Annotated in this window: 17 protein-coding genes; 6 read left to right on the top strand and 11 right to left on the bottom strand. The window is 40.5% G+C overall.

Features of this window, described 5'->3' with window-relative positions; translation table 11 throughout:
* Positions 1-26: 26 nt before the first annotated feature.
* The 4 genes from ACSLUK_RS10395 to ACSLUK_RS10380 all read right to left on the bottom strand — a co-directional run bounded on the left by ACSLUK_RS10395 (position 27) and on the right by ACSLUK_RS10380 (position 7,650).
* Entirely contained in the window at positions 27-2,264 is a 2,238-nt protein-coding gene (locus ACSLUK_RS10395; protein ID WP_448548512.1) for an acyl-CoA dehydrogenase, read from the bottom strand.
* Between the two features lie 342 nt (positions 2,265-2,606).
* Positions 2,607-4,784 carry a S46 family peptidase gene (locus tag ACSLUK_RS10390; RefSeq protein ID WP_448548511.1) on the bottom strand — a complete coding sequence of 726 codons (2,178 nt, stop codon included), beginning with the start codon at positions 4,782-4,784 and terminating at the stop codon, positions 2,607-2,609.
* Positions 4,785-5,179: 395 nt separating this feature from the next.
* The gene (locus tag ACSLUK_RS10385; RefSeq protein ID WP_448548510.1) at positions 5,180-6,697 is read right to left on the bottom strand and encodes a sensor histidine kinase; all 1,518 of its coding nucleotides are present in this window, start codon (positions 6,695-6,697) and stop codon (positions 5,180-5,182) included.
* Positions 6,694-7,650 (bottom strand): ABC transporter substrate-binding protein, encoded by a 957-nt coding sequence (locus ACSLUK_RS10380; protein WP_448548509.1) that lies wholly within the window; start codon positions 7,648-7,650, stop codon positions 6,694-6,696. The genes ACSLUK_RS10385 and ACSLUK_RS10380 overlap by 4 nt, the downstream gene beginning before the upstream one ends.
* Before the next feature lie 203 nt (positions 7,651-7,853).
* On the opposite strand from ACSLUK_RS10380, the gene ACSLUK_RS10375 reads away from it, so the two are divergent.
* Entirely contained in the window at positions 7,854-8,639 is a 786-nt protein-coding gene (locus ACSLUK_RS10375; protein WP_448548508.1) for an META domain-containing protein, read from the top strand.
* A 141-nt stretch (positions 8,640-8,780) separates the two neighbouring features.
* On the opposite strand, the gene ACSLUK_RS10370 is transcribed toward ACSLUK_RS10375, so the two are convergent.
* Together ACSLUK_RS10370 and ACSLUK_RS10365 are read right to left on the bottom strand one after the other, a co-directional pair.
* Positions 8,781-10,706, bottom strand: a complete 1,926-nt coding sequence (locus ACSLUK_RS10370) for an AsmA family protein (protein WP_448548507.1) — start codon at positions 10,704-10,706, stop codon at positions 8,781-8,783.
* Between the two features lie 285 nt (positions 10,707-10,991).
* On the bottom strand, positions 10,992-11,588 hold the full coding sequence (locus ACSLUK_RS10365) for a GTP cyclohydrolase II (RefSeq protein ID WP_448548506.1): 597 nt from the start codon (positions 11,586-11,588) through the stop codon (positions 10,992-10,994).
* A 271-nt stretch (positions 11,589-11,859) separates the two neighbouring features.
* Here ACSLUK_RS10365 and ACSLUK_RS10360 point away from each other — a divergent pair, with 271 nt between their 5' ends.
* Positions 11,860-12,273: a hypothetical protein gene (locus tag ACSLUK_RS10360; RefSeq protein ID WP_448548505.1), complete on the top strand. Its 414-nt coding sequence runs from the start codon at positions 11,860-11,862 to the stop codon at positions 12,271-12,273.
* A 23-nt stretch (positions 12,274-12,296) separates the two neighbouring features.
* Here the strand turns inward: ACSLUK_RS10360 and ACSLUK_RS10355 are convergent, their stop codons facing one another.
* The gene (locus tag ACSLUK_RS10355; protein ID WP_448548504.1) at positions 12,297-13,226 is read right to left on the bottom strand and encodes a M14 family metallopeptidase; all 930 of its coding nucleotides are present in this window, start codon (positions 13,224-13,226) and stop codon (positions 12,297-12,299) included.
* 254 nt (positions 13,227-13,480) lie between these two features.
* Between ACSLUK_RS10355 and ACSLUK_RS10350 the strand changes: the two genes are divergently transcribed.
* From ACSLUK_RS10350 to ACSLUK_RS10340, 3 genes are all read left to right on the top strand, one after another.
* Positions 13,481-13,840, top strand: coding sequence for a hypothetical protein (locus tag ACSLUK_RS10350; protein ID WP_448548503.1), 360 nt, complete (start codon positions 13,481-13,483; stop codon positions 13,838-13,840).
* Positions 13,834-14,472 carry a GGDEF domain-containing protein gene (locus ACSLUK_RS10345; RefSeq protein WP_448548502.1) on the top strand — a complete coding sequence of 213 codons (639 nt, stop codon included), beginning with the start codon at positions 13,834-13,836 and terminating at the stop codon, positions 14,470-14,472. Before ACSLUK_RS10350 ends, ACSLUK_RS10345 begins: the two co-directional genes overlap by 7 nt.
* A 125-nt stretch (positions 14,473-14,597) precedes the next feature.
* Entirely contained in the window at positions 14,598-15,257 is a 660-nt protein-coding gene (locus tag ACSLUK_RS10340) for a response regulator (RefSeq protein WP_448548501.1), read from the top strand.
* 44 nt (positions 15,258-15,301) lie between these two features.
* Here ACSLUK_RS10340 and ACSLUK_RS10335 read toward each other — a convergent pair whose 3' ends face one another.
* The 3 genes from ACSLUK_RS10335 to efpL all read right to left on the bottom strand — a co-directional run bounded on the left by ACSLUK_RS10335 (position 15,302) and on the right by efpL (position 19,363).
* Positions 15,302-16,204, bottom strand: a complete 903-nt coding sequence (locus tag ACSLUK_RS10335) for an HDOD domain-containing protein (protein ID WP_448548500.1) — start codon at positions 16,202-16,204, stop codon at positions 15,302-15,304.
* Between the two features lie 108 nt (positions 16,205-16,312).
* Entirely contained in the window at positions 16,313-18,535 is a 2,223-nt protein-coding gene (locus ACSLUK_RS10330; RefSeq protein WP_448548499.1) for a tetratricopeptide repeat protein, read from the bottom strand.
* 255 nt (positions 18,536-18,790) lie between these two features.
* Positions 18,791-19,363 carry an elongation factor P-like protein EfpL gene (gene efpL / locus ACSLUK_RS10325; protein ID WP_448548498.1) on the bottom strand — a complete coding sequence of 191 codons (573 nt, stop codon included), beginning with the start codon at positions 19,361-19,363 and terminating at the stop codon, positions 18,791-18,793.
* 286 nt (positions 19,364-19,649) lie between these two features.
* Here efpL and ACSLUK_RS10320 point away from each other — a divergent pair, with 286 nt between their 5' ends.
* Positions 19,650-20,870, top strand: coding sequence for a helix-turn-helix domain-containing protein (locus ACSLUK_RS10320; RefSeq protein WP_448548497.1), 1,221 nt, complete (start codon positions 19,650-19,652; stop codon positions 20,868-20,870).
* Between the two features lie 52 nt (positions 20,871-20,922).
* Here ACSLUK_RS10320 and ACSLUK_RS10315 read toward each other — a convergent pair whose 3' ends face one another.
* Complete coding sequence (locus ACSLUK_RS10315) at positions 20,923-21,759, bottom strand: 23S rRNA (adenine(2030)-N(6))-methyltransferase RlmJ (RefSeq protein WP_448548496.1); 837 nt, start codon at positions 21,757-21,759, stop codon at positions 20,923-20,925.
* Between the last annotated feature and the right edge of the window lie 18 nt (positions 21,760-21,777).

Raw genomic sequence — 21,777 nt, 5'->3', positions numbered from 1 at the left:
TTTACGTTGCTAGTTTAACAATCCCATTAACTGGCAATCTGAAACGCTTGTGTTTCACCTTGTAGATTCATATCAAAATCAAATTCATCTACACGTACAGCTCGCTCACGTTTTAGGTTGTAATCAACTAATTGGGCACGTTCTTGCTCTGAGATTACCCCAGCTGAAAATGCATTTTCAATGGTAAATTGAAAATGTGTCCCTGCAGTGAATACTTTCGCGCGCAAAGCTTTCTTCACTTTGCTTAACAGTGGTAACACGGCCAATTTCGCTTTGTAAGCCTGATGGTTTATATCGTGACCATCGCCAGGAACACTCACAATTAAGTGCGTTAATTGCTGTTTGAATTCAGTATCTAGCTGGCTTTGGTGTGCCAACTCGCGCACTAAATCATCGCTTATCTTAATTGTCTTGTCTGAATAGGTCACCGTTAGTGTACGCATAGCCACTCTTGCCGCACCTGACGGAAAGTTTTCTAAGAATGCCGATATAGCGTTTTGTGCCTGTTGCAACGACCAACGAGTCGCATAATGAAAATATGGTGCTGCGTTTTTTCGCTCAGCTGCTGACACTTTCTGCTCATAATAACGAATAGATGCCATTGCTGCATACAGATAACTCATAACGTCACCTAATCTTGCAGACAACATTTCGGCTTGTTTTAGCTTGCCACCAAGCACTAATAAAGAAAAATCGGCGTATACCGCCAACTTCGAAGCAATCGCGTTGACTTTTTTCTCATAAGATTTTACTTCAGGCAACGCAGATGAAGCGCCAGCTGTGAATGGCAATAAACCATTCTTAAATGCTCGCAAGCTATTATTTACGCTAAAGCCAATCGTCTTCGCCAAATTGCCACGGAATGCCTTATCAGCCCCCTGCTCATTGCTGTGAATATTCTCAACCAGTGTTTGAAGATAAGGATGGCAACGCATCACACCTTGACCAAAGATCATCAAGTTACGCGTTAAGATATTAGCGCCTTCTACAGTAATAGCGATCGGTTGCGCCATGTAGCCATAAGCTAACGTATTTTGAGGACCACATTGAATCGCTTTACCTGCCTGAATATCCATCGCAGAATTTAAAATATCACGACCTAGTTCCGTCATGTGATATTTAGCAATGGCTGTTACTACAGAAGGTTTTAGACCCATGCCTAACCCTTCCGTGGTTAAACATCGCATAGCTTCCTGCAAATATGTTTTACCCGCAATATCTGCAAGCTTTTCTTGAATACCTTCAAACTTACCAATAGATAAGCCAAATTGTTCACGCACTGCGGCATATTCACTGGCTGATTTAAACGCGACTTGCGCTGTTGAACAACCAAGCGCAGGTAACGAAATTCCGCGACCAGCCCCTAAACAACTCACCAACATCTGCCAGCCACGACCAATATTCTCTTGACCACCGATAATGAAGTCCATTGGAACAAATACTTTGTTGCCGCGTGTAGTTCCGTTGTAAAAACGCATGCCCATCGGGTCATGACGGTTGCCTAATTCAACACCCGGGTGACTTTTCGGGATCAACGCACAAGTAATACCAAGATCTTCTTTTGAGCCAAGTAGACCTTGCGGATCTTTTACTTTAATCGCTAGGCCCAGTACGGTAGCGATAGGCGCAAGGGTAATGTAACGTTTGTCCCAAGTTAGCTCTAAGCCTAACACTTCGCGACCTTCATATTCCCCTTTGGTCACAATACCAACATCAGGAATTGCACCAGCATCTGAACCTGCTTCAGGGCTAGTTAACGCAAAACAAGGAATATCCGTGCCATCAGCTAAGCGAGGCAAGTAATAATCACATTGCTCCTGTGTGCCATAGTGCATCAATAGCTCACCTGGCCCTAACGAGTTAGGAACCATCACCGTTACTGCAACTGCACAGCTCTTGCTGGCAATAGTGGCAACGATAGTTGAGTTCGCGTATGGACTAAACTCTCTACCGCCAAATTTTTTCGGGATAATCAACGAAAAGAAGCGGTGCTCTTTTAGGAATGCCAAGATGTTTTCAGGAATATGTTTGCCTTGCTGAATGGCATGATCATCGATCATGTTAATCAATTCATGTACAGGACCAGTCAGAAACTCTTGTTCTTCATGCGACAACTCAGCAAGCGGTACTTTTCTTAACGCAGCAAAATCAGGTTTTCCTTGATAAATAGATCCTTCTAACCAAACATCGCCTGCATCAAGCGCTTCCTGTTCTGTAATTGATATACTTGGTAATACTTTTCTAAGACTTGTACGTAAACTCATAAAGACTCATCCGACCACATAATTTATCTATATTACGTCATACTTTTTTATTTAAATCAATGGCTCATATGAACTCATGGTGACAATTAAACACCAATTTAAAACAATCGTTTGAATTTTAAAAGAAAAAATTTAGAGAAAATATGAAATTGTGAGTAGAAATATGAAGGTAATGTTTGGAACACCGAATGATAATTCCTGTTAGCAAGCAAGTAGCTTTATTTGAATGAGCAATCGAACTCACTACTTACCGAATTGATATTGGTTACTTTGTACAAGTCCACCAAAACAAAGAAGCCGCATATTATGCGGCTTCCTTTCTTCGCAATGACAAATAGTCAACTATTCAACGATCGTCATTTCCTCAACGATATTATTCGCACCATCAATATGCTCCATGGTCCATAGCATGAATGGCACGCTGGTATGAATAGCACGTTTGAATTTCGGATCGTAATCCCAATCGCCAATGATTGACTCATAAACGCCATCAAATACTAGACCAACAAACTCGCCTTTACTATTGAGTGTTGGCGAGCCTGAGTTACCGCCGGTTATATCTAAAGTCGATAAGTAGTTAACCGGTACTGAACCAAGGCTAGCACGTGCGTAATTACCATAATCTTTATTGGCAATAGCTGTGCGGATGTTCTCGAATAAATCAAATTCGTCATCACCTGCAACATATTTAGCAAGCATACCTTCAAGTGTTGTGAAAGGCGTTGCGACTAAACCATCCTGCGGCGAATAACCTTTCACGTTACCATAGGTGATACGTAATGAGCTGTTGGCATCAGCATACACCGGCTCTCCTTTACTCTGCTTAAAGGCAATCATCGCTGACATATATGCTGGACGGGCTTGGGCTAACTTTCCTGCGAGTTCTTCCGCTTCTTGCTCTAGCTTACGGTCATACTCGTAAAGTGAAACTGCATACTGAATATAAGGATCTTCACTGTTTTTGAATTCGTCAACCGACTTATCCATCCACGCCAAACGCACAGCTTCTTGATCAAGTTGCGTATTGCTGTGCATGCGATCCAACTGCTTATTCAGCTTGCTAGCGTCGAAGCTACTATTTAAGTCAAAGAAGTTATCAAACGCCGAGTGACGCTCTGCTTTTGGAAACTCAGCATACTGCGCGATAAAATGAGCCAACACTGCCTTGTCAATTTCAGCATCATAACGGCGGTTTACCCTTTGCATGCCTTGCGTGAAGCGGTTCATATCACGCGTTTGATAGCCAGGTTTACGCTCTGCATCTGGTTTTTGCTTTTCATGCGCTAATCGATATAAACGCTTCGCCACTCCCATCAGGTTAGTACGGCCAATATAGGCCATGATCAAGTCGCGTTCTTGTTGGTTTTTGCTTTGCGCCACTAACGCCATAAGTTCAGTTAATGCTTTGCCGTATTGCTTTTGACGTTCCTTAGAACCATTAACCCAAGCTTGCAATTCAGCTAGCTCTTGCTGTTTACGCGATAGCATATCGCCTTTATTAAAGCTCTCAATCATCGAGCCATAGTTTTTTGCATAGTTTGCAAGACTCGCAAGCGTGCTCTCGTATTTGATACGGGCTTCGCTGCCTGCTGGCGCGGTGCTTTTTATGATATCGATATATTCTTCACGATAGCGTTTAGCCGTTGGGTATACCCATGTAAACTGGTTTTCAACTTCATCGGCAATGCGATAGCGGTTGGTACGTCCCGGGTAACCCAACACCATCACGTAGTCTTTTTCCTCAACCCCTTTAGCATTCACTTTCAAGAAAGCGTCTGGTTTGAACGGTACATTTTCTTTAGAGTAATCAGCTGGTTTGCCGTCTTTGTTAACGTAGGCACGATAGAATGACCAATCACCGGTGTGGCGTGGCCACATCCAGTTATCAGTATCACCACCAAACTTACCAATACTCGAAGGTGGTGCATACACTAAACGTACGTCACGTATGGCTAATTGCTTAATTAAGAAATACTCCAAACCACCGTGAAAACTGTATACCTCGCAGCGATAATCTTGCGACGTTTCACATGCGGCCACCAACGCCTTTTCATTGTTCTCAATAGCCTTATAGTACGCCTCACCTTGTACCGACTTATCGATAGTACCCGTGATTTTATCAGTAACATTGGTTAATGATTCGGTAACGTAAACGCGAGAACCCGGCGACGCTGGCAACTCTTCTTTCAGGTTTTTAGCGACAAACCCATTTTTCAATAAGTTATTTTCTTCCGAGGAGTTATATTGAATGGAACCATAGGCACAATGGTGATTGGTAACAACTAAGCCCTGCTCAGATAAAAAAGATGCAGTACATCCACCAAGGCTGATAATGGCGTTCATTGGAAACTGGCTCAGATTTTCCATTTGTTTTGGATCAAGTTCCAAACCAGCCTGTTTTAGTTTCCCACTTATTTGTTGTAATTGGTGTGGTTGCCACATCCCTTCATCAGCCTGACTAAAGCCAGCAAACATCAGAGATGTTAAAGGAAGAACCTTTAACACATTTTTTAATTTCATGCTTATTTCATCCTCATTCTATTTGTTTTTATGTAGAATAAATTTCGAGATACAGCGGCGAAAGCTCGCTCCGCCTATGTTTTCTTATGATCGTAGCTACATGTCTGACACTAGGTTTTTATGAGTGATTGTTGACGCCGTCACTTGCTTGAAAAGCTATTTAAACCGAATCTTTTTTACTGTTCGCCAAACTATGCCTACATCAGTGTCCGACACCTTAGCACACGAGACGAGTCATTATCTAATGAAATCAGCTAGTTTGAGGTAGAATTGAGTTCGAGGGAGCAATTTCAATTAAACATGAGTTCTAAGTTGAGGACTGTTGAGAAAGCGCCTGTCTAGTAAAGATACGATCAGCAGACACGACACACTGAAGCGAATAGTTAGAAATGGACCTAAGATGTTGGTAGGTAAATTATGAATTGCGTTCCCTTTCCTAACTGGCTTTTTACTTTGTACTCGGCGCCAAGATGCTTCAATAATTCTTTCGCAATTGTTAGCCCAATTCCCATGCCTTCGATACAATTTTCTTTGGCATATTCAAGCCGTTCAAATGGTCTAAAGATTCGTTCGAGATCAGCATCGATCATACCAACTCCCGTGTCTTCAATGATAATGCACACGCGGTTGTCATCTTGTAAAGACGCAAATATTTCAACTTTGCCATTTGGATGATTATACAAAATGGCATTGCTCACAATATTTAACAACACCTGCCGTAGTCTACCTTCGTTAGTTACTACTCTCAATTGCGAAGGGACATAGTTTATCGAGATATGCTTGTCGTTTGCCAAAGGCGTCAGCATGGCAATGCTCGATTGTATGATCGCGTGCAAATCACACGGTTCAACCGCAATAGTGATGTCCTGTTTTTGCATTTGTAAATTACAAATAATGTCATTCACCAGCATCGACAAATGTTGGCTCGCTACCGTAATTTGTTTACTAGTGTATTTATCCTCTTCATTCCACTCATCTGCATGCTCTGCTAGCACGTTGGCTCCAGCAATAATTGCCGCAAGTGGTGTGTTAAGTTCATGACTTATGCGCGACATAAAGTTGATTTTATCTAGATTTAACTGTTCCGCCCGCTCTTTCGCCAAAGAAAGATCTGCCGTGCGTTGAGCCACTTTGTGCTCTAACGAATGATTGGTTGTTAGTAATTCTTGCCGAGCATTTTTTAGCTTTTCCATCATTTCTCTAAAAGCGCGTTCAATAGCCGAAAATTCGTTTTTGCGAATTAACTGTAAATCAAGCTGTTCATTCGAGCCGTCATCAAATTCTGTCTTTTCAATAAACGCCAGCAAATTCTTTAAAGGACGCACTAACATATATTTACTGACGTAGTAAAAGATAAGCCACAGCGCGATGGTTTTGATCACCGCGTTTATGATGAGCAAGGCAATACCAATTTTAACGCGATCAAACACCACTTCGGCATTGGCAAACACTGTCGCTGTACCAACTTTTCGCTCTTTTTTACGGAACGTGTAATTAATGGTAAACGTGTGTGCTAACGGAGGATTGGTTGTTAACCGGTTATCTAGCAATAGTTCGCCTCGATCTGAATATTGCTGTATACGGCTGTCTTGTGTGATAACTTCCCCCATCGCCGCCAGCAATTGTTTGTCTTGATGAATCATGATCCCAGTGACAACCGGCATTGCCATGATGCCCTGTAAGGTGTTTGTAATCTGTTCCTGATCTAAGTTCCAGACACTCGTACTTAACACACTAACAAACATGTTCTCAACTTTAGCAAGCTCTGTTTCAACCACAGATTCGGTATGTTTATACTCCGCAAAAATTTGCCCAGCAGTAACAACCACAGCCACAATGCAATACAGTGCAAACACCGTTCTTAACAGTTGTGTTGCTATTGAATTGCCAAGTTGCGTTAAACCTATCATCATTTACCTAACTCACTTTGGCGACAATCTTTAGGGATCCACTCTTGCCATATGGTTTGGTTATTCGCTATCCAATCATTAGCAACTTGCTCATGTGGCTGTTTATGAAAATCTACTTGTGCCGCAACGGCGGAAATTGTTTGGTTATCAAATTGTATATTAGTCAAAATTTCGTATGCACAAGGCCAGCGCTCAGGCATTCCAGCCCACGCTGCTTTTTTCAACCAACCATCTTTCGGATTACCACAGTCATAATGAAATTGCTTGTTTTCACCCCAGCTTGGGTCTGTTTCACAATCAGGATGATACTCCGGAAACTCAACAAACTTTCCTTCATAAATGGCCTCGACCCAATTAGGCGTCCAGTTAAATAAAACGATAGGTTTATTACGTGATTTAGCACTAGCTAATGCTACCCAAAGTTCGTCAGCCTGTTTTACAGTTTTGATAGTAAAACCCAAATCCAAGGCTCTGATCTTTGCGCCCTCTGGCTTTTCCCACGGGCCAGCCAAGTAAATACCTAAGCTTGAATTTTCTTCAGAAAATATTGCTGCACATTTTTTCAACGCTCGCCAATCCGGTAACCCAGGGCATTGTTGCTCTACATAAAGCGGATACCACCAATCCTCACGTGTATTCGCATTGTGCGCGCCAGCGTCAAGTATACGTCCTGCCTCAACCATACGGTCAAACATCTCTGACATCGTGCCTTGCCACACTTCTATTTGAACATGATCAATGCCATGCGATAATGAACCCCATTGTTCATTAGTGGTAGAAAACGAGTATTCAACTCGATAGCCTGCATGTTCAAAAAGTTTGCCTGTTACATGAGCCAACACTATTTGGCTTGTCCAATCATTTACGATGACTTTGATCGGCTGAAGGTTGATTGATGCCATCGCATACGTCGCGTTAAACCACAGCAAGGCAATAATAAATAGCCGATGAGTCATACTAATCCCATATATTTAAACTCAATATGACTTAATTAAAGCATTAAATACTTGAAATACAATGCATGTAACCTATCTCTGTCTGAGTTTGAATTAATTAATGACAGTTACAAATTGCTACGATTAAGTCGCCACAAATCAGCGACAATGTGCTCGGATATACATTATGATTAACACAATTTAAGGTAATTTAAGGACGTAACATGCTCAATTATTCAAACAAGGTAGTTTCGGTAATAATTAGTGTACTCGTGATTTTATCAAACGTAGGATGCGCTAATCAGTTAGAGAAAACTGCACAAATGGAACAGATAAACGTTAAGGTGAAATACTTAGACCGTAGTATGTTACCTAAAGGCAGTACGTTAACCGTTTCACTAATAGACGTTTCATTGGCTGACGCCGAGTCAACGACCATCACTGAGATAACACAAGAATCGATAACCGCTCCGCCCTATCATGTGTCATTAGACTATGACGTGTCATCGATTAAACAAGGACACAGTTACAGCATACGTGCAGTTATTTATCACCAAGACAAACTACTCTATACCTCAACCAGTACTACAGATCCTTTTGCTCAACGATTAAACCAGCACATAGATATAACCGTAGACAAGGTACGTTATGCACCAGTTTCTAAACCAAGTTACAGTGCACTGAATGGCGAATGGAAAATAAAAGAAGTTTACCAAATGATCGTTGGTACTGATCAGCTTCGTAAACTTCCTTATTTAAAATTTGATGAGCGAGGATTTCAGGGATTCAGTGGCTGCAATGGTATTAATGGCATTGTTGTCCACGATAAAGAAGGTATCAGATTCACGCACATCGCCAGCACGATGATGCTATGCCAAGATACAGCTAATGACCTTGAATCCCAGATTAATAAAGCGTTATATGACGTTCGACGTTTTTCGATTGAAGCTAAAAAGCTACTTTTAAAAGACGAATCTAATAATGTTGTAATGCAATTAGAGCGTGTGTAGTTCAAGTGATACGAAACAGGCCACTTTTTTGGGTGGCCTGTAAATAGCTTGCTTTAGTTTGCTTTAGTTTGCTTTAGTTTGCTTTAGTTTGCTTTAGTTTGCTTTAGTTTGCTTTAGTTTGCTTAGGAATTGTTCGTTCTTTTAAAACAAATCCTTAAGCTTGTTCTTTAATTTATCCTTCAACTTATCTTTAGCTTCTTCTTTCGCTGCACTACTAATATCTGGCTTAACAGAAACATTATGAAATGGTCCTTGCACGCGTACAGGTATCTTAAAGCCCGTACTGGTGTCTTGTGTCCCTTGCCCTTCAATTGAACTTACGATGCCAGTTATCAAGCGATAATCTGTTTGAGTATTTGGTAAGTCTACTGTTCCTTGACCTGTAACTCTTAACAGCGGGCTTTTCATTGTTAGCGTATTGGTACTACTCACGCCTTCAGTAAAAGTAAATGATCCCGTAAGCTCTGAAAAGTCTGTCGATTCTGCATCGTCAAAGCTTTTCGATAACCCTTCCTGTGTTAATCCTTTTTCAAGTATGGACTTAACTGATCTAACTAATGATGCTAAATTTGCCCCTTGTACAGCGCCGTCTGTTAAGCCAAACCCTAATGTCCCTTTAAGACTTTTTATGAACGCTTTTTGGCTATTACCATGCATATTAAAGCGCCAATCTAATTGACCTTTGCCCATGAGTTTTTCAAACCCTGCTACATCAGTGAGCAGTGGCTTAGCCTGAATGCCCGAAAAATTAAACGCCGTTGTGATGGCATACGGAGCCGTTTTGGCATTAATATTAACACTTCCTTGGCCATTACCTTCGTATGCTTCAAACTTACTTAGGGTTAGCTCACCCACACTGTCAGCCAGCTTAACTGTGAATTCACTTGCGCCAAGCGTAATATTTCTTGCTTTAAGGCCTGTAGCACTTACTTTCAGCTCAGCATTTAACGCGGCCAGTGCTGATAAATCTATAGGCGTTTCATCCCAAACAATGGGTTGAGCTTCAGAACTTTCAACGGGTTGAGCTGATTTTACTGGCTCAGGCAAATACGGATTAAGATCTAACATCCCCAAATTAACATTAGCGTTAATCGTTAGTATTTGGCTGATATCAATATTAGCTTCACCTTTGATCGTCAACGCGTCTAACGACAACTCCATCTCTGACAGTGTTAGTTTATTATCCGCAAATGAAATATCACTATTCACTGAGAATTGATTAAATGCCGCTTGTTTGACCGCTATGGATTGACCTTGCCAACTTAGTATGTCTTTCAACGAATCACCGCTAAGCGCTAAGTTCCCTAAAACAGTTGTGAGGTTTTGTTCAATACGTCCTTCATAACTTAACTGAAACATGGCAGATTCTAATGCCAATCTTAAGTTAAAATCTTTTCCAGACAGTAAATCGTTGGGCGTAGTTAAACTTGTGGCGATTTCAAAGACCTGCTCTTTGAAGCTAAGTTTTCCTTCAATCTTTAGCGGTTCATGTAATGTGGGGAGTAAAACGGCTAAATCGAAGTCTGACATGGTTAGGGTTTCGCCCGTTTGATGATCTAAATAACCAAACTTGCCACCATAAACAGCAACTTCCCCTAATTTAATATCAAAGCCACTCGGTAGCTGTGTCGAACCACCTGACTCTTTTTGCTCAGCATTACCCGAATTATCGCCACCTTGCTGCATTATTTGCCAATTAACCTCACCGTTAGTTAACTTTTCTAATAGTACGTCAGGGTTTCGAATGACAAATTTATCCAGAGCAATGTTGCCAGTTATCGCTGAAAGATAAGGTATCTGAATTTCAATCAATTCAATTTTCGCCATATCCGGACGAGACGCCTCGGCTATGTTTGCCAAACGGACATTGCTTAGTTGTACTTTGAGCGCAGGAAACAACGACAACGAACGTTCACCATCAATAGACAAAGTTCTGCCTGTCGTTTGCTCAACCGCTTGTGTCACGTGAGCAAAAATATCTTCTTCGGAAATAACCATAGGTAACGCTACGATCAAAGCCACAACAATGGCAGTAATCCACATTACTAACTTTGCAACGAGATTCATTAAGTCATCCTTTTAATATGTTGTTTATACAGCGAAATATCAGAGAAAAATACAGTATTAACAATAGTATGATACAGGAGTTGTAACTTTCCTAGCGCTGAAAAATAATTAATGATAATAAATTATGGAAGTGATTAATAAACCACAATGTAGGCAGGTGATTAGTAGGATAAGAAAAAGCAGGAAAATAAGCTTAAGTTATCGATAAAGATAATGGATTTAAGTGAAAAGCCAGCGCGCGATGCGCGCTATCAGAGTAGGAATTTTGAAGTTCTCAAACACAGCCTATTCAATATCCAAGTGGTGATCACCGTGTGTTTTCTTGGTTTTTAAATACTGTGTATTATCATCTTTAAGGTGTAATTGCGTACTGACGTGTTCAATTAATTCAAAACTCTCTTGCATAGCGGCAATCTTTCGCGGATTGTTAGTAATGAGTTTTAAGCTTTTAACTGACAGTGCTTGAAGCATACTTACCGCAGAATCGAACGTACGTTCATCATCTTTAAAGCCTAAATGTTGATTAGCTTCGTAAGTATTCATTCCTTTACTTTGCAATACATAGGCATCAATCTTGTTATATAGCCCAATGCCACGCCCTTCTTGGCGCAAATAAAGAATAATGCCACCATTTTCTTTCATCAACTCAATGGTTTCATTAAGTTGCTCACCGCAATCACAACGTGAAGAATGAAACACGTCCCCCGTTAAACATTCAGAATGAATCCGCACTAAGGGCGCAGGTTGTTTTTTATCTGCTTGCTTAAAAATAATCGCGATATGTTCATCACCTACTTCAAATTCAGTGAAGCTAACCAACTCAGCAGGAATATCACTGTTTTTGCCTACTTTCAAATGCACTCGGGCACGTACTTCATTCATATTGTTTATACCACGTTGTTCTCTGTTAATAGACCGACATTTACCAACATATGTTCACGAATTCTGTCGATTCAACTACCAGAGCAGTCAAGATTTACTCAGCTTGCCATTACAGACTTTCTTAACATGGCGTCATGCATGTCAAATTCAAGGCTAATTGTACATTAATTTATGTTTCTCAGTGTCAGAATCATCTAACCAAGGGCATATTAAATAACACTTAGATAGTTTAGTATGGCTGATATATCATGCCCATGTTTACTATTCACAAATGCAATTACCAATACAAATAAGTGCAACAACATCACTACAACAAGCATTTAAGCCACTAAATAGAGTTTTGCTAACCACTGAAGCGCAATTGAATTTTCAATCTATGACTGCGGGATGGTATGGTGATGAAGATAATATCCTGAACATTCAAATAACACTGCAAAATACCCAGGAGTTTAGTGAACAAGTTCAGCGTGAATACCTAAACGAAATCGTTACACTGTACGCTGACGATGTACAAAGCGTGGCCACACAAGACAAGCTAGCTTTTTACATCTACATTGCTGTGACCGAAAAAGAACAAGTTTTATTTACCCAGCACCACAAGTTAATCGAGAAAATTTGCCAAACTAAGATAAGAAAAGTGATAAACCTGATCGCCTCAGATTTATCACTGCCACTACTGCCCTAACATGCTACAGGCATTAGCTGCATCTATACCAACGTATAATCAATAGCGCCAGTCACGGCGGCGACCTGCGCTAAGATACAATTTTCATCATCAACGAGTGGGCTGTCAGGATAAACTTCGGTTGTGGTGACATACTTGGCATCTGTCATTCCCATGCACAATCCAAGTGGTCGCGCTTCATAGTTAATTACACCAAACTGCGACAATGGAACACCTATCAATTGGTTATTTTCATCAGCGGGTGCAATGTGTGTAACTTTTTCGACTGATTCAATAATTGCCCGTTGAAATGCTATTTCAGGCTTACTGGTATCACCTACCAAATAAAAACCATCAGGAATATTCCAGCTCTTTTGTGGTATCGCATCACGTGCGGCTAACGCAGGTCGAAACTCGCTATTGTCAGTGTCGGTAGTTTCGTGCAAATCAATATGCAATAAAATATCCGCATTAATTTGAGTAAGATAAGCCATTAATGCAGCTGATTCTGCGGCAGGTGAATCTTGATAAAATGAACGATTTGGATCAACTGCGTTAGGATTCCATCGATTGATCGTTTCGTATCCCCAAGGGCTTACACATGGCGCCACAAGAATATTGTAGTGATCATTGTACCGCTTAGCTTCAGTTTCAACGAATCGAATCGCTCCCTGAACACCGCTAGTTTCATAGCCATGTACCCCACCAGTCACCAAAATTGTTGGTTTGTCGTTTTGCCAGTGCTTAGAACGAATAACAAACAATGGATAAAGAGCTTGATCATAAGGTAACGCGCCATATTGAACAATGTCATAGTCGGTCGCAAGTGCAGTTATCTTACTCACGACTTGTTCTTGATAAGAACGTTTAACTGACTGCTGTGCTAACCACTGTGCTTTTTCCTTATTGCCCCACGGCTGGCCTAGTTCACCAATTGAATATTCAACGCCTTTATTGCTCATTAATTCTCTCATTTATTACTGTTTTTCGTTGTTATATCGCATATTAAATCAATCATGTTGATTTCACCATAAGTGATTGCTGTCGCCCATATCATTCTAAGTGGGCAATTCTTTATGCGGATTGGTATGAATACCAATAATGCGTACAGCTTTCGGGAGAAAGAGACAAACAACCTCAATTTAGTAAACTACAATTAATAAAAGTACTTTTACAAATTCAATATATTAATTTTCTTGAAAGCATCGATATGTGTTTTTAGTGACTTATGAATAGCAAACTAGATGAATACCTTACCAATCTAGAAAAACTACTCGATTACCGTGGCATGGCATGGTGGTTAATCGATCTAACTCACTGTCCCGACAAATTTTACTGTAACCAGCAAATGTGCCATTTGTTTGCTTTACACCTTGCTCGACAGCACACCATTGAGGAAAACAGCCCTTTTGTCGGCGAAAAGCTAAACAACATCGCCCAAATTAATGCAGCCATTGCAGACAAAGTGAATGAAGAATATCAGCAATTACTCGATGGCAGCATTGATGAATACGCCAACCAGTTCCCTTATTACAATTGCGACAGGGAGCAGACTCTTTATTTTTCCAGTCGCGCTAAAAAGTGCTAGAAAAAGACGCCAACAACAACCGTGAGCTAATTTACGGCATTATTGTCGACGTTACCGAGAAAGAACAGCATAAGCTTGAACTGAAAAAGCAACGACAAAAATTCAAAAAATTGAGTGAAACCGACACTTTAACTAAGCTCTACAACCGTCACTATTTCATGAAGGCGTTCGAATACGAATTTAGCAAAGCAATGCGCGCGCATCGAAGCATGGCCGTAATCATGCTTGATATCGATTTCTTTAAACAGTACAACGATCATTACGGACATCTTCAAGGAGATCGGTGCCTTTATAAAGTGGCAAAATGCTTAAAACGTGCGCTCGAACGAAAAATAGATATTGTCGCCCGTTACGGCGGTGAAGAATTTATCGCGTTTGTTAGCGACATCACACAAACGCAGGTAACCAGCATTATTGACAAGTTACAAGTAATGATACGCGCAAGTAAGATTCCTCATGAATCTTCACCAAACACCAATACCCTTACGGTGAGCATTGGTGCAGTAATCGGATTTCCGACACACAAGCAATCAGTGGGAGAAGAGTTCATCGCGGCAGCCGACAGCAATCTATTCAAAGCTAAATCGGCAGGTAGAGACTGCTCTATAATCACAGCAATTGATGAACAGTAAACAAAGTCACAAAGACAACAAAGTGCGAATTTAGCGCGTTTTGCTCTATTTTAATGCTTGAGATTTTTTGCACTTTCATTACACTTACCGGGCTTTTTTGTCCCCTTACTGTAAATCAACCACACATGCATAAAGTATTAATCGTAGAAGATGAAGGCGACATTGCCACATTAGTTGAACGCTTTTTTCAAGCAAGTAATTTTGCCACATGTGTTGTCAATGACGGGGCAATTGCGGTACACACGTTCGAGTTATTTTCGCCAGATTTAGTCATTTTGGACATCACACTTCCAAATAAGAGTGGCGTTCAAATATGTCAGGAGCTTCGTCGAACTTCTGATGTTCCCATCATCATGCTTACAGCGCAAACCCAAGAAGCAGATCGTATCAAAGGCCTTAAAGTAGGTGCAGATGATTACGTTTGTAAACCGTTTAGTGCGCCTGAACTCGTTTTAAGAGCGCAAAACATTCTCAAGCGTGTTGCACCTGTAGAAGCCCCACAAAACGATTGGCTGGTAGATCAGGCAAGTAAAACGGTTCGTTTTCAAACAAATGAAATTGATTTAACAATATACGAATTTAGTATATTTCATTTATTGTTTAGCTCGCCGGGACGAATATATTCACGCGAGCAAATTATAGATTTTGCTTTTCAGCACAGAGATGTAAATGACCGCGCCATAGACAGCCATATAAAAAATATTCGAAAGCGAATAAAAGCAGCAGGTGTAGAGGAGACTGTCATTGAATCAGTATACGGCGCAGGCTATCGATTCAAAAAATAAGTGTTGACGATATGGCTAGGCAATCTACATGCACAATGTCATATTTAACACAAAACTTTTGTATCTTGTACTGTGTCTATAAACGCTTGCCACATTACTTTGTCAATTTTAACTTGGTCCAAAATTTCTAACATTTTTTCCGGTTTTATTTTGCCTTTTTGTTGCAGCAAATATACTTCCGTAATCAAGTTGGAGCGATACAATAAATCACCTAGTTTAGTCGTTCGCTTAGTACGCTGCTCTAATAACGCATTACAATATTGTGCCGGTAACTGCCATTCTTTAGCAATAAAGTACGACATATCTATCGACATCTCTGACATTAGTGATTTAAACGCTAAACTGCCTGGGGAATCATCGAGCGCAGCTTGCTGGAATGCTGAGCACAGCGCATTGAAAATCACAATCTTACCAACGTCATGGATCAACCCCAAAAAATGCGCATCAAATTCGTCAAGTTCCCAATAGCTGGCAACAATTTGAGCTAAGGTTGCGCATTGTTGTGAATGTTCCCAAATATGCTTACCAAACATCTTAAAATATATCGGCTGGTGCGGCATTATTTGTTTTACTAACTCAGTAGTTGCAATAGTGGCAAGGCCTGATTTTCCAAGTATGTTTACCGCTTTGCGGATTGATTGAATGTTATCGTTACCGCGGGCATATTTCGCAGAGTTCGCCACTTTCATGATATTTATCGCTAACGACGGATCTTGCTCAATTATTTCGGCAAATGTGACAAAATCAGCTTCTTCATCTTTCAATGCATCGATAAGTTGCAGCGTTATATTGGATAACGGCGGTATGAGTTTCGATAATTGCTCTGGAGAATCTAATACCTCCCGAATATTAGCAAGGGTTTGTTGCTCCAATTCATTCATTTGTTCATTGGAACTTGGCTGTTCAAAGATGGCATCATAAAACGCGGTTGAAATGGTTTGTGGCATATCCTTCCCACTCATTTTCAATACATAAAGTTACGTATAAGCCTAAGTTTAGATGATATTTTTCTCGATGCTATGTTAAAATTACTCTTTCGCCGCTAACGCCACATACTAATGACCGGCTTCTTTCTGAGTTTGCTGACAATCAAGTGGCACACAAATTTTTATTTGCACACCACCCAACTCAGACACATTGGCGCGAATATTTCCTCCATGAAGCTCAATGATACTTTTAGCAATAGTTAACCCTAGCCCAGAACCTCCGTGATCACGGCTTCGTGTGCCATCGGCACGATATAACCGCTGAAAAATCTTAGGTAGTTCACGCTTATCAATGCTTGGTGCTGAATCTTCAACAACAATAACCAAATGCTCATGTTCAACAAATGCTGTGAGTGCTGTCGTCCCCGGCGAGTCGGTATACTTGACGGAATTTCGCACCACATTCATTAGCGATTGCTTCAAACGAATATGGTCACCTACCCAAACGGCTTCGGCAGAAATATTAATATGCTGTTGAAACTTTAATCCTCTTTCGCTAGATAACCCGTGAAAATCGCGAGCAATTTGCGTCATCCAAGGTTGCAATTGAATAGACTTAATATCGAGTTGTAATATTTGCGCTTCTAATCGCGCAATTTGGTATATATCATCAATTAATACGTCAATTTCAGCGATCTTATCATGGAGCTTACTGTACGTCGTTTCTTGATCTGTGATCAAACCATACTCCAGTGCCTGTAGCTGCAATTTCAGTACCGACAAAGGCGTACGTAGCTCATGTGAAACATCTGCAAACAGTTGATTTCGTCGCTCAATAGATTCCGAGAGCATCGCTTGTCTTAAGTTGGCTAGCCTTCGCTTAGAATAAAATACGTAAACCCCAATTAATAACACGACAAACAGCAACGCGGTAACGGTATTAGCCGTTTGCTTTTGTAATTTAGCTTCTTTAAGCTGTAATGCTCCCTGAAGTTTTTGCGCTTCCAGTATTTTTATTTCTGCATCTTTACTGACCGTTTTAAGTGCATATTTTTGCTTAGCCGTACGGAAAGAATTGATTTGTTGATTTCGCTTTAACGTTTCTTCAGTTAACTTTTTTTGGAAGTTAAAAGCGGCGGGATAGTCATTTCGTAAAGCATAAGTCTGCACTAAACCAGCAAGTGTATCCACGGTTAAATGATGTGAATTAGGCTGTTGCGCAAACGCAAGCACTTCCTTAAATATGCGCTCTGCTTCATCAAGGTTGTTTTGGCCTAGATAAGCTTGTGCAAGCGACTTTTTAACTTCATAAAGCAAGGCACTATTGCCTATCGCCGACAACTGATTTACCGCATCTGTGTATATGTTTACCGCAGTACTGTAATCTTGTTTTGCCAAATAGACATTGGCAATGTTAGATTTCGCCCACGCAATGTGTCTTTCAATTTTAGTTGCTTCAAATACGTTTTTACCTTCCTGTGCATATGCCAATGATTTTTCGAGATTACCCTGTCCAATATAAACCTGAGACAATTTAAGAAGAGAGTGTCCAATATTAATTGGAACATTTAACTGACGATCTAGCGCTAAAGCCTTTTGAAAGTATGATTCTGCCGACGCATAATCTTCTAGTTGTCGGTATCGTTCAGCAAATGCGTAAAAGTGGTCTGCACGATTTTCAGGCTTGACGGTTTCTATTGGTTCATAGGTTAACTGCTCGAGTTCATATTCCAATGCTTCTTGATACAACCCTAAATTAGCGTAAACCTCTGCCAAATCACCTAGAGCATAGCCAATTTCTTTATCTATTCCATGTTCTTTAGCAATTTCAATGGCGCGCTCTATAGAGGCAACCGCTTTGGCATATTCACCTTTTGAACGTAAGCAATAAGTTGCACGACGCAGCGCCCGAACCTGATTTTTGTATTTCTTTATTCGTTCAAATGCTTGTGCTGCTGATTCAAATAAGGCAAGCGCTTGATCATATTCACCGCCATCTTTTAGTAACATGCCCTCATGGTAGTCGGCAAAGATGGTATAAAACGTTAATTGATGTTTGTGTGCGTGCAACCTAACTTGCTCAAGCGTATCTAAGCTTTCTTGATGACGGCTCAGTTTACGCAAAATATCTGCTCGCCTAATCAGCAACGCTGCCAGTGATTCTGGCGTATCTTGGGGGGTATTGTTTGCAATTTTTGCCTGAATTTGTGCCAGTTCTTCATCCATAGACAAAGCTTCTTCCGCATTGCCAACTGTCGAGGCTAGTACCTCCGTAGTATATGCAGGTGCCAACATAAACATCGTAAACACAATGCTCAACAATATGCGTGTTAATGAAGTATCTTTACACATGCTAAATTCTATCGGAAGAAATGTATCTCATGGGTTTTGTTCAGAAAAACAATGGTGGCTTCATCTGCCTGTATTGCTCGAAAATTCAAACACTATGCTAAATCAGCCAACAAAGGAGTAAAACAGTGTTTATTTATATGATACTAAGTAAAAATAGTGGCAAAAATGTGTAGAAGTATCAATTGACCATTTCAATAGCAAAACAGTAAGCGGCTAAACTAAGTTTATACCGCTAGTACTACCAATATGCATTCGCTATTTGTCAGCTCTGCTCATGAATTTCTGCTCAGCGGTGTTCACTTTGATGCGATCTCCCGTTGAAATATGCTCAGGTACTTGAACAATCAACCCTGTAGACAATGTAGCAGGTTTAGTGCGAGCGCTTGCCGATGCACCTTTAATTGAAGGATCTGTTTCCACAATCTCCAATTCAACACTAGATGGCAAATCAATGGCGACAGGCACGTTATCAATAACTACAACATGCAAGCCTTCTGTTGCTTCTGTAATATAAAGCAACTCTTCTGCAATGCTTTCTTTATTAAGGTTATATGGCGTGTAATCTTCATTATCCATAAACACGTATTCGTCACCATCAGTATACGAAAACATTGCCGCACGTCTTGTTAAGTCTGCCAGCTTTAACATTTCTTCTGCTTTAAAGGTTTCATCAACTTTACTGCCAGTTACCACATCGTACATGCGCATGCGATACAAGCTTCCACCTGCGCGGCCTTGAGGAACAGAACGAGTAATATCTTTGATGATCAAAACCTTACCGCCATGTTCGATCGCCGCATTCTTCTTTATTTCACTTGCCTTTGGCATGTCAGTATCCCTTATATGTCAGTTCCCGCTCAGTTTACGGTACTTGTACTTAGAACAAAGTACCGTAAGATACAGGAGTTGAACGGATAATTCGAGCGAAAAACATCAAGGTAATCTTCTCGCTTAATGCGCTTTATTTATGCCGACAAAATGATATGAGCATTCAAATCCATCACTTGACCGATTAGGAAATTTGCCTATTGTTCGCACTTATATTTTCAGTAGACCTATTAATGTGTATACAATAGAAGCATATTTGGGCTAAGCATATCTAACCAACTACCTTATGGATAATTATCAATTCATCGTCGCTGTTTCAATGGCAATTGTCGGTATTATCTTTTTTTCTCTGTCAATATTAGCGACACGTAAGTTCAATCAGATGCCCGATAAGCCCTTAGCAGGTGTACTCATTGCCAGCGGCATACTCGCACTTGTACCAGCCATTGAGTCTTTAACAACGGTAGATTTTTTTACTCACTTTTTAGTCATCGTTTTTCCTGCATGGCTACTTTTGGTTCCTTATTTATGGCGTTATGTTATTTCGTTAACTGAGCAGAAAATAACGAGACAATCCAAAAGTAAGCGCTGGCAACGCCTATCAGCAGCTATTGCGGTTATTATTAGTACATGTGTTGTTATGCTCTCTGACGCAGATAGAGCCGCATTATTCGTAACCAATGACAGTGCAAATAGCCTGCTCTCGAGGTTTACACAAATAGCCATTTTTATTGCAGCGATTTACTGGCTGGTGTCTACCTGCTTCTATTTGATGCTAATAGTTAAACAATTACGCCAACACCGACAGCGATTAAAGCAGTATTTCGCCAACTTGGAGCATAAATCGTTAATATGGCTAGACAGTATAATTACACTTTCGGTCGGCACCTGGCTGCTATTAACTATCATGTTAGCAACAGAAGCATTGTTCGAATTATCTGTGATATCACCGAACGTTGAAGTTTTGCTTTATTTGACATTAATTTGGGCCTTTAGCTTGTTTGCTGTTACTCAACCACCGGTATTTTCAATAATGGCCACAGATACAGCAACAAACGAAGTCACAAGTGACACATTAGCCAATACTGCAACACGACAAAACAATAATGAAAAAGCAGAAAAGAGCAGCAAATATCAACGTTCGGCACTGTCAAAAGATCAGGCTAAACGCATTGCCGACAAGTTAAACAATGTAATGCAAAACGAAAAGCTCTTTTTCGACTCATCTTTGTCCTTACCAAAATTAGCTAATCATATGGGAATTTCTGCTAATTACATTTCGCAAACATTAAATGAGTCTCTTGATACCAATTTTTTTGATTTTGTTAACGGATGGCGAATTAAAGAAGCCAAGGCCCGTATTGTTGAGAGTAACGACACTGTCTTGGCGATTGCGTTAGATGTTGGCTTTAATGCCCGCTCCTCTTTTTATAAGACATTTAAAAAAGAAACAGGCATGACACCAGTCGAATATCGAAAATCATCGCTTACGCAAAACGTCGATTAACAATAGAGTTGCAACCGATAAAAGAATTTACGCCCTGTGGCAAATAGAACGACTATTCTTCGGCGATAACGTCACAGCGGTAAATGAGTTTGTCACTCTCTCCTAGAGTTTTGGCAAGTTTAGGCAATAATGCTTTCATTTTGTCAAAGAGTGTCCATGGGGGATTTATCACAATCATCCCTGAAGATGTCATGCCACGCTCAGCAGAATCCTCTTTAACCCCTAATTCAAAGCATTGAATATTCTTAATACCGCTTTGCGCAAATTGAGTGTGCATGTTATCAATCACGCTGCGATTTACTACCGGATACCAAATTGCATAAGTCCCTGTGGCGAACTTTTTATGTGCGGCCGCCACCGTTTTAAACACCTGTGAATATTCAGTTTTAATTTCATACGATGGATCAATCAACACCAGCGCACGTCTACTTGTTGGCGGTAGCAAACTCAACATCCCTTGCAAACCATCTTTTTGGGTAACTCTGATCCGTTTGTCACGTTCCATGTTGGTTGTTAGGTGGTTAAAATCTTGTGGATGAAGCTCAAATAACCAGCCGCGATCTTGTTGTCTCAATAACTGTTTTGCAATTGATGGCGAGCCCGGATAAATATTCTTGAGTCCCTGTTTGTCATATGCGTTTACAACATCAAAATAACTTTGAAGTTCAGGGAATTCACTTTGATTGAGCTTAGCAATACCACCTAAATGCTCTTGGAGCTTTTGTGCATCGCTACTGTCGAAATTAAACAAACCAGCGCCAGAATGCGTATCGATGTACTCGAACGGTTTGTCTTTGATCGCCAAGTAATTCAATATTTCTACTTGCACAATGTGCTTCAACACATCGGCAAAATTACCCGCATGGAAAGAATGTCTATAACTTAACAAAGGCTGCTCACTTGATTA

It is taken from the genome of Thalassotalea fusca (assembly GCF_053485835.1).
This window is presented reverse-complemented; position numbering and strand designations above follow the sequence as displayed.